14 protein-coding genes are annotated in these 12,782 nt (G+C 60.1%); 9 read left to right on the top strand and 5 right to left on the bottom strand.

The annotated features are described in order from the left end of the window. Both O7A05_RS22000 and O7A05_RS21995 read left to right on the top strand, forming a co-directional pair. On the top strand, window positions 1-441 hold a 441-nt coding region (locus O7A05_RS22000; RefSeq protein WP_337095046.1), incomplete at its 5' end, for a hypothetical protein. Window positions 442-671: 230 nt separating this feature from the next. Continuing rightward, window positions 672-1,091 (top strand): hypothetical protein, encoded by a 420-nt coding sequence (locus O7A05_RS21995; protein ID WP_337095045.1) that lies wholly within the window; start codon window positions 672-674, stop codon window positions 1,089-1,091. Window positions 1,092-1,267: 176 nt separating this feature from the next. On the opposite strand, the gene O7A05_RS21990 is transcribed toward O7A05_RS21995, so the two are convergent. Genes O7A05_RS21990 through O7A05_RS21980 form a run of 3 tightly spaced genes read right to left on the bottom strand, consistent with a single transcriptional unit; the run spans window position 1,268 to window position 3,239 of the window. Further along, entirely contained in the window at window positions 1,268-1,573 is a 306-nt protein-coding gene (locus O7A05_RS21990; protein WP_337095044.1) for a MurR/RpiR family transcriptional regulator, read from the bottom strand. Window positions 1,574-1,575: 2 nt separating this feature from the next. Further along, a complete protein-coding gene (locus O7A05_RS21985; RefSeq protein WP_337095043.1) occupies window positions 1,576-2,268 on the bottom strand; it encodes a creatininase family protein in 693 nt (230 codons plus the stop codon). Then, entirely contained in the window at window positions 2,265-3,239 is a 975-nt protein-coding gene (locus tag O7A05_RS21980; RefSeq protein ID WP_337095042.1) for an aldo/keto reductase, read from the bottom strand. The genes O7A05_RS21985 and O7A05_RS21980 overlap by 4 nt, the downstream gene beginning before the upstream one ends. A 419-nt stretch (window positions 3,240-3,658) precedes the next feature. Between O7A05_RS21980 and O7A05_RS21975 the strand changes: the two genes are divergently transcribed. Beyond that, on the top strand, window positions 3,659-4,636 hold the full coding sequence (locus O7A05_RS21975) for a substrate-binding domain-containing protein (RefSeq protein ID WP_337095041.1): 978 nt from the start codon (window positions 3,659-3,661) through the stop codon (window positions 4,634-4,636). Window positions 4,637-4,794: 158 nt separating this feature from the next. Here O7A05_RS21975 and O7A05_RS21970 read toward each other — a convergent pair whose 3' ends face one another. Continuing rightward, a complete protein-coding gene (locus tag O7A05_RS21970; RefSeq protein ID WP_337095040.1) occupies window positions 4,795-5,826 on the bottom strand; it encodes a LacI family DNA-binding transcriptional regulator in 1,032 nt (343 codons plus the stop codon). 293 nt (window positions 5,827-6,119) lie between these two features. Here O7A05_RS21970 and O7A05_RS21965 point away from each other — a divergent pair, with 293 nt between their 5' ends. From O7A05_RS21965 to O7A05_RS21940, 6 genes are all read left to right on the top strand, one after another. Beyond that, window positions 6,120-7,139 (top strand): sterol desaturase family protein, encoded by a 1,020-nt coding sequence (locus tag O7A05_RS21965; protein WP_337095039.1) that lies wholly within the window; start codon window positions 6,120-6,122, stop codon window positions 7,137-7,139. A 112-nt stretch (window positions 7,140-7,251) separates the two neighbouring features. Beyond that, complete coding sequence (locus O7A05_RS21960; RefSeq protein WP_337095038.1) at window positions 7,252-8,217, top strand: substrate-binding domain-containing protein; 966 nt, start codon at window positions 7,252-7,254, stop codon at window positions 8,215-8,217. Between the two features lie 88 nt (window positions 8,218-8,305). Next, window positions 8,306-9,307 carry an ABC transporter permease gene (locus tag O7A05_RS21955; protein WP_337095037.1) on the top strand — a complete coding sequence of 334 codons (1,002 nt, stop codon included), beginning with the start codon at window positions 8,306-8,308 and terminating at the stop codon, window positions 9,305-9,307. A gap of 2 nt (window positions 9,308-9,309) precedes the next feature. Then, window positions 9,310-10,134, top strand: coding sequence for an ATP-binding cassette domain-containing protein (locus O7A05_RS21950; protein WP_337095054.1), 825 nt, complete (start codon window positions 9,310-9,312; stop codon window positions 10,132-10,134). Between the two features lie 108 nt (window positions 10,135-10,242). Next, window positions 10,243-10,554 carry a MocE family 2Fe-2S type ferredoxin gene (locus O7A05_RS21945; RefSeq protein ID WP_337095036.1) on the top strand — a complete coding sequence of 104 codons (312 nt, stop codon included), beginning with the start codon at window positions 10,243-10,245 and terminating at the stop codon, window positions 10,552-10,554. Window positions 10,555-10,637: 83 nt separating this feature from the next. Further along, window positions 10,638-11,648, top strand: a complete 1,011-nt coding sequence (locus tag O7A05_RS21940; protein ID WP_337095053.1) for a Gfo/Idh/MocA family oxidoreductase — start codon at window positions 10,638-10,640, stop codon at window positions 11,646-11,648. Between the two features lie 64 nt (window positions 11,649-11,712). On the opposite strand, the gene O7A05_RS21935 is transcribed toward O7A05_RS21940, so the two are convergent. Continuing rightward, entirely contained in the window at window positions 11,713-12,672 is a 960-nt protein-coding gene (locus O7A05_RS21935) for a sugar phosphate isomerase/epimerase family protein (protein ID WP_337095035.1), read from the bottom strand. Between the last annotated feature and the right edge of the window lie 110 nt (window positions 12,673-12,782).

Raw genomic sequence — 12,782 nt, 5'->3', positions numbered from 1 at the left:
AATCTCCATCTTGGCAGGACGCCTGAAGCGTCGAGGCCGGATACATTGGTGCAGACCGGGTGTGCCTCTCAAAACATTCCGCTTGCAGACGGGGCGGGCCATACATTGCCTGCGGCCGCGCCGATCGACAGACGGCCGGACCGCGCCGGATTGCCTGTGACGATGCTCCGTCACTCCGATGGAAAAGTGCGCCACGACGGTTCCCGTGCTGCAAATAAGCAGCGCTGCTACGCCTTCGCAGAGCGCGGAAGACTGCACGGCGCATCGGAACTCGACGCAAGAGTGCGGGATCGTGGTTTAGAGCATCGAATGGTGTATTATCGTAGTTTAGAAGAGGAATGGCGATGGGTAGAAAGTCTCGCAAAATACGACCGATTAAGACGGCAAGATAAAAGCCCGCACGGTGTGCTCGCCATCGGTTGTTTGTTTTCAACGGGTTAATCGGGAATTTCACAATGTGTGAATATTCGCTGCACCTTGCGGCTATGACGATTTCCAAATGGTTTCGGTGACTTTATGCAATGTGCGGTGCTCCGGCAATGACCGGGCAAGGGTTTGAGCCGGGAAGGGGCGAGTTCGGAGTGCAGGCGCTTGGTTCAGCCGTGGGCCATCCATCCTGACATGAATGCGCGAGCCATCATGTTAGGGTCGTCGGGTTCGCGATTTCCGATATGCCGCAGCTGGAACGAAGAGGAGAGATCACCACGACCAGGATCAACCGCCGCGCGTTGCTCGCCCACTCTGGCGCCGCCGTCTTCGGCTCAACAGTGGCGGCAACGGCTTGGGCCTCAGAGTGCACTCGTCGAGACCGAGTACCAACCGACACACTGCAGGCGTTGATTGAAGCGCACATGACGGCATATGCCCGGTTTGGCAGGGCGGTTCATGAAACGGGTGGCAGCAGTGGCGACCACGACAGAGCCAGCCGGCAGGAGGAAAAGACGTTACTGGCCATTTGCGCCTACCCTGCTGTCAGCGGAGGGGATCGATTGGCCAAGGCCCGATATCTTTTGGAGATCGAGGCGCGTGGCGAACTCGACCTACCAGAACACATTCAGGCTCTTCTACGTTCGACGATTTCGGAGATATGAGACGAAAGCCGGCTAGCCTCCTTCAGATCATCCGAAACCGCTAACCGACACAAACGCGCCGATACTTTCCGAGATCCGCTTTGCGCCTCATGTCGGCCGTTGAAGTCAACTTGCGGCCCACCCGAAAGCGAACATCCATGACTGATCGTATACCCTTCAGGTTTGCCGCGACGGGGTCACACTTTCGACATGCGATCGCGTAGATAGCTCCTGAAAATATCTCGGAATTCGCCGAATTCTTCGAACCCTAGCGCACGCACAAAACGGGATACGGTCGATTGGCTGGCGCCAGCAGAGGCAGCGATCTGGCGCGAAGTCCCGAAGGCTACAGCTTCAGGATTCGCGAAGGCATAGCGGCCAATTTTCTCAAACTGCCCAGGCAGGATCACGCGTCGGGCCGCGATATCTTCTTTCAAGGTGCGCAAATTTGGAGGTGGTCCGTAAGCGTGGGGTGCGACTGTTGTGGCTTCGACGTTGCGCATAGTTATCCCCTCAGCCCCGAACCTGACGTACGAACAAGCCAGTTCACGAGCTTGTCCACGAGTTCATCTGAAGCCACGGGGGGTACCAAGCGCGGATCCGCGCCGACGATCCCCCAAAGAGGTGACCTCGGATCGAACCGATCCGGCATGTCTTTCTCGCTAGATAAGCGTCGCCGATCGACAGTTTCGGCTGCCAAGCCGGACAGCAGCGTGGTCTCGAACAGGCCGGCGTGATCCGGCGCGAAATTCTCCGTGTGCGCTTGGTTGACTGCGAGCGCGACAACTTTTGGCGCTCCGCTGGCCGCGTTCCATTCGGACGCTATTCCATCGATCATCGCCAACTGCTCGTTGGCGAAGTGGCCAGAGAACAAAACCACGGTGCCTACGCCGAGTTGACCCAGCCGGTGAAGGGTATGGACCAACAGCGGCCGGATCGCCGCTTCATCGGGCATCATTACTGTCCACGGGAACTCAGCATGGTCCCCTCCGGCGCCATAGTACAGCGCGGGCCAGACCAGACCGCCCGCCTTCTCGGCGGCTCGAAGGCAAAGACCGTGGGCCGTCAAGGCATCGAGGCCGACCGGCAAATGATGGCAGTGCCACTCGACGGTGCCGAGCGGCAGATAGATCAACGAACGCTCCGATAGCGCCGCTTCGATCTGGTGCGGCCTAAGCCGCTCAATCTGACGGGTCATCGGTAGAAATTCCTGACCCACGCGTGCCTCGGCATCAAATCCATCAGTACAGCCGGGAAGGCCGCGCCGTCGGAGTAGCGAACGTTCATGTCGACCTCCTCGGAGCTTTTCATTCCTGGAATGAGGACGCTGACGGCATCGTGCGCCAGCACGTATCGCATGGCAGCTTCGGCGAGCTGCGAATAGAATGGCGCTACGTCTGCCTTGAGGACCGCGACGCGCCTCAGCGTCTCCGCAAACCGATCACCTCGGAACATCTGATGCGGCTGGGAACCCGGTTCGAAAGTGGCGTAGCTGTCCTCGCCCCATGATCCGACAAGCGATCCGGAATCGAGCGGCACGCGCGCGATGATTGCGGTGCCGCTGGCTTTCGCGGCAGGCAGCAGCGCGTCACGCGGCGGTTGCTCGAACATATTGAAGATGACCTGCTCGGAGGCGACCAGCCCGAGCCTTGCCAGCGCGACGCCTTCTTCGGGATGGTTGTCGCGCAGCGATACGCCAATCTGGTCGATCTTTCCTTCGACACGTAGATCGTTGAGCGTCTCGAGCCAATCCAGTTCGTGGTGGCCCATCGGCCCCCAGCTGTGCAACTGGAACAGGTCCAGCCTTTCGACGCCCAGCCGGCGAATCGAGGCCTCGACATTGGCGCGCAAATGCCACTCCGGAAAGCGCCCTCTGACCCGCGGCGCGGGATCATCGGGATTTGGCCAGACGGTCGGCTGCGCCTTGGTGGCGACATAGATCTTGCCGCCCTTCCACTGACGCAGCGCTTCGCCGATGACGGACTCGGAATGGCCAGCGCCATAGAGCTCAGCCGTATCGACGAAATTGATACCGCGTTCAAACGCGTGAAGGAGCGTGCGGATCGAGGCAGCATCGTCGACCTTGCCCCAGGTTCCGCCGATCTGCCAGGCGCCGAAACCTATTTCGGATACGCTCCAGCCAGTTCTGCCGAATTGACGATATCGCACGCACTCCTCCCTTTCCCCCGATCAGGGATAGAAGCGAAATCGTGCGTTCAATAGCCTCGAATTGATGGGTTCCAATCACGGGACCTGTTTGCGGCGGTGACATACAGGACTGTCGGTGCGAGATCCTCTCTTCGAAACAGGGCGGTTCAAAGACCTAGGTCAGCAATTCCCAGCCAAGAAAAGATGATGGAAATCCATCAGAATTTTTATGAAGCGGTCGGCGCCGAGGACCATATTCGAACGGTCGTGCGGGCTCCATTTTGGATCGCCAAAGCGGCGAATCCACCCCCGGGCAGGGGTGATCTGATCGCTCGGACCTGCGCATGTGGCATTTCGATACTGGATGGGCGCACCGAGACACAACGCAAACGCAGCAGGGCGGCGCGCTGTCCGGCTACTTAGGCCCAGGAGGAGACAAGATGAAGATTTCGGCCAATCTATTGAAGGTTGCCACCGCAGTTTTGGCAATAACGTTTGCCGGACCCACGATGGCAGGAGCAGCTAAGATCGCCATCATTGGCGGAAGGACGGACGATCCTTTCTTCGCGATTGTAAAGCGTGGCATAGACGATGCCGCCAAGATCGTGGAGTCCCGCGGCGGGACCGTAAATTACTTGGCCCTGCAGACATATGACAACATTGGTTCTGATGCCGCGGCGCTTATCCGGACGGCGGTCAGCCAGGGCTCAACCGGAATTGCTGCACCGAACTGGGTGCCAGATGCTGAGGACCCTGCGTTCAAGGCAGCGACGGACGCCGGCATTCCGATCATGGTCTACAATTCGGGTGGAACAGATAAAGCCAAGGAGCTCGGTGCCATAAACTATGTGGGCACCGAGGATTACGTGGCTGGGTTGGCTGCGGGCGAATATCTCGGCACCAACAAGGTGAAGAACGTTATTTGTGTCAACACCGTCCCGGGCGCGGCGAACCTCGAAGCACGCTGCAAGGGCATAAGTGACGGTGTCACAAAGGCGGGCTTCAAATCGACCCAGTTGCCTCTCCCGGCAAGCAGCTTCGGCGACGCGACAGCCGTCTCGGAGGCCATCAAAGCTACGCTAGCGAAGGACACAACCATCGACGGTGTCGTCACGATGGGCAACCAGGACGCAAGCAGCGCCGCCCTGGCGATCGCACAGGCCAATGCCCAGGACCGGGTCAAGCTCGGAACGTTCAACACCGATCAAGCGAGCCTGGATCGCATCAAGCAGGGGACGCAGATGTTCGCGGTTGATCAGCAGGGATACCTGCAAGGGTTTCTCGCGGTTTTCCTTCTGGAATCCTATGCCACTTATGGGATGAAGTCGCCCACCATGCCGATCTTGACCGGGCCAGCCGTTGTCGACGCGAAAAATGTCGATGCCACGCTCGCCGGGGTTGCCGCAGGGGTGCGCTGAGCTTCCCCCGAGACGCCACGTCGACCTTGACTGCTGCAACGGCGCTCAGCTTGGCATCTCCTGCGCGCTAAGATCGTGACCGGCGGGCGCCAGCCTGCCGGTCACGGGCGAAGTTCCCAGCCAAGCAGGTTCCACCGCCTGAGGCTGATCGGTTTCAATCACTCCGGAGGATGCTCGGGCAGGTTTTGAGGCCCGTAGAGCACGATCGGCACCGTCGATACATACGGCGGCACCACACGGGTCGCCTCTTCGAAACCGAAATGGTTCATCAAGACATCGAGCGCGAACTGTGCTTGCAGTTCCGGGCTTTGGTCGATCGTCAGGGTCATCAGCCCTTCCTTCAGATAGGCGTGGGTGTAGGCCGTTAGCTCATGCCCGATGAAGATTGGCCGGCGCGGCAAAAGTTGAGCCTTCAACGCCGCCACGACGCCTCGATTTCCCGCGCCAACATTATAGACGGCAACTGTTTCGGGGTGCTGACGAAACGCCTCCTTGAGGCGGATCTCCGATCGGACCGGGTCGTCGCTGCCTTCGACGATCTGCGCGAGAGAGAGTTGGGGCGCGCCATCGGCCAACTGATCCTTCAGGCCGCGAACGCGTTCGAAATGGGACTGGAAACCGAGGTGGTTGCAAAGCACGACGACCTTGCCTGGCGTAGACATGAGGCCGAGAAAATATCCTGCCGACCGGCCGGCCTTGTAGTGATCGGTGCCAGCGTAGGACAGTCGGTCCGATCCCGGCAGATCCGAGATCATCGTCACCACGGGCCTGTGTTCCTTGGCGAGGTCAGCGATTGCGGCCTGGATCAGCGGATGGTCCTGGGCATAGACGATCACCGCGTCATAAGAGCCTCGCTTCAATGCGGCAGCGATCGTGGCCGGTTCCTCGTCTTTCAGGAATGTCCGGTGAATCGTGATGCTGTGCTGCATACGCGGCGCCAAACGCCGAAACTCAAATCCCATGCGATGGATCAGGGGCAATTCCGGCCGGGCCAGAATGACATTCAGCCGCACAATGGAGCGGTGTGGCGACGGCAAGATACGCTTCAGCCCGAGTTCGCGCGCTGCTTTGAGGACCCGCCGGCTTACCTCCTCGCTCACATTGCCGCGTTCGTTGATTACGCGATCGACGGTGGCGCTGCCCACCCCGGCGCGCGCGGCAACATCAGACAGAGTGATCCGGCTAGTCATTCCCCGACACTATTTCCGATCTCGCGAGCCTGAGAAATACGGCTGATTGAATCCCATCACAACAGTCCGGAACTTTCAAATCGGTTTCGCTATGACTCATGCATCGGGCGCTGAGGAACGCCCTTAGGGAGGTAGCTGGTAGCGGGCAATCGCCCGCAATTCCCGAACGTGGAAGCGACGCGCGAAGCGTCGGAACCGCAGATCAACGTCAGGCATGCGCCCCGCCGCAGTCGGAAGATCCGCGGAGCGGACTGGTATTGCCAGACGGAAGACTGGTTCCAGCGGAGGAAGAGATGGACGATCTCAAATACGGCACACGAAACAAGCGCGGCGACTTCACGCCCGGCGAGAAGCTTGAAGGCGCTCCGGTTTTCGTCTGGCCGCCGCGGCCGCTCAAATTCTTGCGCTGGCTGCCCGGGTACTTCTTCCCCTGGAATGCGCTGTTCTTCTTGCTGGGGCTCGGCATTTGGAACTGGGCGACGCCAGCGAAGGAGACGTTGGCGACACTGGACTGGCGATGGATCGCCTATCTCTGGCTTCGGAACTCAGCCATCGTCTTCGTTCTCTTCGGCGCCGTCGAACTAAGGCTCTACGTCCAGCGATCCCAAGGCAATCGCTTCAAGTTCAACGGACTCTTTCCGGCCGACAAGAAGTCCGACGTCTTCATGTTCGGCAGCCAGAACGTCGACAACATGATCCGCACTTTCGGAACCGGTATCCCGATCTGGACGGCCTATGAAGTGCTGATGTTGCATCTCTGGGCCATCGGCTGGGGCCCTTGGACGACCTTCGCGGAGCACCCCTGGGCCCTCGTCGCGCTCGGTCTCGCCATACCGATGATCCACGAGACGCATTTCTTCTGCATCCATTGGCTGATCCATCGGGCGCCGCTCTACAAATGGGTTCATTCGGTCCACCACAACTCGGTCAATCCGTCTCCGTGGTCGTCGCTGTCAATGCACCCGGTCGAGCATTTGCTCTATTGGTCGGACGTCCTCATCCACCTCGTCCTGCCGTCACACCCTCTGTTGGTGCTTTATCACCTTCAGGTGACGGGAACCGGCGCGATCGTCGGCCACATCGGCTTCGACAAGATCGAAATCGGCGACGAGCGAGGGATGGGGACCCATGCCTATGCCCACTACCTGCACCACAAGTACTTCGAGGTGAACTACTCGGACGGTGTCATGCCCTTCGACCGGTGGTTCGGCACCTGGCATGACGGTTCCAAGGAAGGCGATGCCCTCATGCAGGCCCGCTTCGAGCGCAAGCGCGCTCGAATAAATGCCTCGCCACCCACAAGCACCCAGTAACGCAGATACCGGACGCATCCCGAGCAGGGGGCGAGCCGTGACAGGCGCAAGAAGCGCCAGACGCATAGCAACCAGGACCCGTCGAGGGACGGACAACAGGAGGAGAAGACCCATGAAACTCAAGACCCTTGCGAAGGCGATGCTCACCACCGCGACGCTCGCGCTTGCAACACACGCCAATGCCGCGGACATCGCCGTGATCGCCGGCTCCGCGCAGGACGCCTTCTTCAACATCGTCAAAAAGGGCGTCGACGACGCAGCGCTTGTCGTCCAGGCCAATGGCGGCAAGGTGACCTACCTGACGGTGCCGAACTACGATAATTTCGGCCCCGATCTCGTCGGCTTGATCAACACCGCCATCAGTCAGAACGTGCAGGGCATCGCCATTCCCATCTGGGTGCCGGACGCGCAGGTTCCTGCGCTGCAGGAGGCGGCCAAGAAGGGCATCAGGATTATGATGTATAACTCCGGCGGAGAAAATCGGGAGAAGGTCAGCGGCATCAACTACTTCGGTTCCGAGGAGAAAACGGCTGGCGTCGCCGGCGGCGCATATATGGCCAAGCATGGCGCGAAGAAGATCATGTGCGTCATCCACGTGCCCGGCGCCGTAAACCTCGAAACACGGTGCAACGGCGTCGAAGAAGGCGCCAAGGCGAATGGCGCCGCGGTCGTAAAGCTGCCGCTGCCGGCGAACCTCGACGCGAACGCCGCCGGCACCGCCGAGGCGATCAAGGCAGAGCTGCTGAAAGATCCGACCGTCGACGCCGTGATCACCCTTGGCTCGCCGGTGGCCGATGCGGCAGCGCTGGCGATCCAGCAAGCCGGGGTGGGCGACAAGGTCAAGCTTGGCACCTTCGATATGAGTGCTGCAGTCCTTGGCCGTATCAAGGACGGCAGCCAGGCGATGGCGATCGACCAGCAGCCCTATGCGCAGTCCTTCCTCGCCACCACGATGCTTGCGGCAAACATCGATTTTGGCATCGAACTCGCGACCGATCCGGTCTTGACCGGTCCTGCGATCGTTGATTCCACAAACATCGATGCTGCGCTCGCCGGTGTCGGTAAGGGCGCTCGCTGATCATCGATTGCGCACAAGCTCCCAGCCCGTGAACGTCACGGGCTGGGAGCCAACAAAAATCAAGCGGGAGGACTTGTGGAGGTCCAAGATGGAAAAGCTCTCGATCGATAATCTGTTGAGGCGGCCCGAGATGGGCGCCTTCCTGGGCATGCTCTTTGTGGCCGTGTTCTTCACCATCTTCGGCGGCATATTGTTCATTTCACCGCAGGGCATCGCCAGTTGGCTGAACGTCGCCGCCAATCTCGGCATCATCGCGATCCCGATCGGGTTTCTGATGATCGCCGGCGAGCTCGATATCTCGGTCGGCGCGATGGTTCCCGCCGCCTCGATGTGCATCGGCATCCTTTGTGGCCACTACGGTCTGCCGACCTGGCTGGGCATTGTCATCACCCTGGGTTTCGGCGTCGTGGTCGGCCTCGTCAATGGCATTATCGTCATTCGCACAGCCGTCCCGTCGCTGATCGTGACCATGGGTACGCTCTTTGCCGTTGCCGGTCTGGTGCTGTTCCTCTCCATCGTGCTGACCAACACGACGTCGGTCACGATGACGGCGGCACCGTGGGCCAAGGCGATCTTCGGCAGCTTCGTCAACCACACCTTCCAGGTGATCATTTTCTGGTGGCTCGGGTTGACCGCGCTTTACTTCTGGTTCCTCCACCTTTCCCCATGGGGCAACTGGCTGTTCGGGCTCGGCGGCGACAAGATCTCGGCTCGCAACGCCGGCATCCCGACGGACAAGCTGACTGTCGCCCTGTTCGTTCTGTCCTCGGTCAGCGCGGCTTTCGTCGGCATGTGCCAGACGATCCTGTTCAACTCGGCGCAGGTTTCGGCGGGGCAGAGCTACATATTCAATTCGATCATCTCGGTCGTCGTGGGCGGGGTGCTGTTGACCGGGGGGTTCGGCTCGGTGATCGGCATCTTCTTTGGAACGATCACTTTCGCGATCGTCAACCAGGGCATCTATTTCACCTCGTTCGACCGCAACCTTTCCAGCCTGATCATTGGCGTCATGCTTCTGATCGCGGTGCTTACCAACAACACCTTCCGCGAGATGGCACTGCGCATTCCCCTCAAGAAGAAGGGAGCATGACAATGGCCGACAACACGCCAATCCTGGAACTGCGCAACGTCAACAAGTCGTTCGGTCCAATCGACGTTCTGCACGACATCTCGATCAGGGTGCGCGCTGGCGAAGTGCTTTGCCTGCTCGGTGACAATGGTGCCGGCAAATCGACGCTCATCAAAACCATGGCCGGCGTGCACAAGCCGACTACGGGCCAGATCCTGATGGACGGACAGCCGGTGGTGTTCAACAATCCCCGCGAGGCGGGCGAACGCGGTATCGCGACCGTTCACCAGTTTGGCGGCACGTTCGCGCTGATGACAATTGGACGCTCCTTCTTCATCGGGGTCGAACCGACCAGGGGATGGGGACCGTTCAAGATCTTCGATCGCAAGAAGGCCAATGCCATCGCCGTGAAGGCGGTGCAGGACTTCGGTATCACGCGCATCGACGATGGCGATCGTCTCGTCGGCGGTCTGTCGGGTGGTGAACGTCAGTCGCTCGCGATCGCACGCGCCGTGCATTTCGGCGCGCGGGTTCTCATCCTCGACGAACCGACGGCCGCCCTCGGCGTGAAGCAGGCGACGCACGTCCTGCGCATCGTCAACGAGGCGAAGCGCCGTGGGCTTGCCGTGGTCTTCATCACCCACCAGGTGATGCACGCCATGACCGTCGGCGACCACTTCGCGGTGCTGATCCGCGGCGCAGTCGCCGCCGATTTCCGCAAGGGCGAAAAAAGCCGCGAGGAAATCACCGATCTCATGGCCGGCGGCGAAACTATGGCGGATCTGGAAGCCCAGATCGAAGGCTACATGGAAAAGCACCAAGGCCATCCGCCGCCACCGGCGAACTAATTCTCTGAACCTCCCGAAGACGCATAACCTCCACCGCGTCTTCTACTGGCCGGCCGAGGCAACTCCGCCGGCCAGTTTTTCTGAAACCTCAAGACGGAGAAACGGGAAATGACTGGCTGGGTCAACGCCTGCGCAGCAGACGACATCGAGGCCGAAGATGTGACGCGCTTCGATCATGATGGGAGAACGTTCGCCATCTTTCGCTCGCCGGACGACGAGTATTTTGCGACAGACGGATTGTGCACGCACGAAAAGGTCCATCTTGCCGATGGCCTGGTGATGGAGGACACGGTCGAGTGTCCGAAGCACAACGCAGCTTTCAACTACAAGACCGGCCAGGTGCTGCGCGCGCCAGCCTGCATCAATCTGCGCGTCTATCCCGTCAAGGAAGAAGGCGGGCAGATTTTCATCGAGATTTGATCCGCCGGAATTCCATCTCACCCGAGTGAAAGATCAGCCAATAAGTTATGGCGACCGCAAGGCGCCAACAACGGAGCTTAACAATGTCTGTCCGTCTCGCGGTCATCGGCGCAGGTGTCATGGGCAGCGACCATGCCCGGATATTCGCGGCGGAATTGCCCGGTGCAACCATCCAGGTCGTGTGCGACGCCGCGGAAGCGCGCGCAAGGCATCTCGCTGACAGCACAGGTGCGCCGCATGTTCTCGCGGATCCTGAAATTGCGATCAGGCGCGCAGACGTCGATGCCGTGATCGTCGCCAGCCCTGATTTCACCCATGCGCCTCTTTCGTTGGCCTGCATTGGAGCGGGGAAGCCGGTTCTATGCGAAAAGCCTTTGTCGCAGTCGTCACAAGAATGCCTAAGGGTGATCGAGGACGAGATGGCCGCCGGCCGGCGCTTCATCCAACTCGGTTTCATGCGCCGCTTCGATCGGTCCTATGCGGAAATGAAAGCCGCGCTGGATCAGGGGCACCTCGGCCGGGCGCTGGTGATGCACAATTTCCATCGAAACATGGAGACTCCGGCATCTGATTTTATCGGAGCAATGGCGATCACCAACTCGGCACCGCATGAATTCGATGTCGCACGTTTCGTGCTTGGCGCCGAATTCGAGGCCATCTCCGCCTTTCAGCCGCGCCGTTCCGACGCAAAAGTGGCTCCCGTGGTCATGGTTCTGGAAACCGAAGACGGGCAGCTGGTGAACATCGAAATCAACAACAATGCCGCCTACGGCTATGATGTTCGAGCGGAACTAGTCGGCGAACTTGGCGCGATTTCGATGAATGCGCCAAGCCATTCGAAGCTCGATGCCAACCTTCGGCAGACTGTAGGCTACGATGCGGATTGGCGAGGCCGCTATGCCGAAGCCTACCGGCGCCAGAACCGCGCGTTCCTGACGTTCGTTCGCACGGGCGAATTCTCTGCAATCGCCGCCGATGCCTGGGATGGATATTGTGCTGCCATCGTCGGCGAGGCCGGCGTTCGGGCACTGATCGAAAAGCGGCGGGTAGCTGTGGACATGACCGCACAGCCGACCTTCTATCGAGGCAACTGAGTGCGAAGGGCGGGTCGAAAGATCAGGCCGCCAACCCGGTCGAGCGGCCTAAAGTTCATCCCCCTCAGATTGCCTGCAGTTTGTAGTCGGACGCCTTGACCGGTGCCACGCCGCGCATCAGCGCCACGGACCTCTCGAGCCCTTCAAGCGAGTTCAGGATAATGTCCTCATGCTCGATGGACAGCCAGCCATCATATCCGCCCATCTTCAGGCGGTAGCAGAACTCACGCCACCATTTCTCGTCATGGCCAAAGCCGAGGGTGATGTAGGACCACGACCGCGCCGGGATATCGGTCAGTCCACCATTCTCGAGCAGGCCGGTCGTCGCCTGGACGCGGCTGTTTAACAGCGTGTCCTTGGCATGCACGTGATAGATGGCGCCCCCAAGAACCTCGGCAACCACGAGGGGGTCGGCTCCCATCCAGAAAAGGTGGCTCGGGTCGAGGTTGGCGCCGACCACGGGACCGACCGCCTCCCGAAGCCGAAGCAGCGTCGGAACGTTGTAGACGCACTGGTTGCCGTGCAATTCCAGGGCAATGCGTTCCACGCCTGAGGATTTCGCGAGCTCGACGATTTCTGACCAGAAGGGGGCGAGAACCTCGTTCCACTGATAGTCCAGGATCTTGCGCGTCTCCGGCGGCCAGCTTGCTACGACCCAGTTCGGCATCACGTCCTGGCTGCTGCCACCCGGCAAGCCCGACATCGTGCAGACGGTCTTGATACCCAGGTCGCCCGCAAGGCGGATCGTATCCTTGAGGCACTCCCCCTGCTTCTTGTCGGTCGGATGGGTAGGGTTGCCGTTGGCGTTGAGGCTGATCACCTCGAGGCCTCGGGTCTTGAATGCGTCGAGAAAGGATTTTCGCGCGTCAGCACTGCTCTTCATCTTCGCCAGGTCAAAATGCGGCGCCGTCGACCACCCGCCCGTGTTCACCTCGACCCCGTCGACGCCGAGGCGGGCTGCCTCATCAAGCACTTGCTCGAAACCAAGCCCGCCAAGGCTGTCCGATACGAATCCGATCTTCATGGCTGTCTCCTCACCGGCCTAGCCGCATTGCTAAGCGCCGGCCAAGCCATAGCCGGACCGCCCGTCGCATCGCATCGTGTTGCCTGATTGAATTCAATCAGGAAGCCATC

It is taken from the genome of Mesorhizobium argentiipisi (SeqCode) (assembly GCF_037179585.1).
Taxonomy (GTDB): Bacteria; Pseudomonadota; Alphaproteobacteria; order Rhizobiales; family Rhizobiaceae; genus Mesorhizobium; species Mesorhizobium argentiipisi.
Note: the sequence above shows the minus strand (reverse complement) of the source record. Positions and strands in the feature narration are given on the sequence as shown.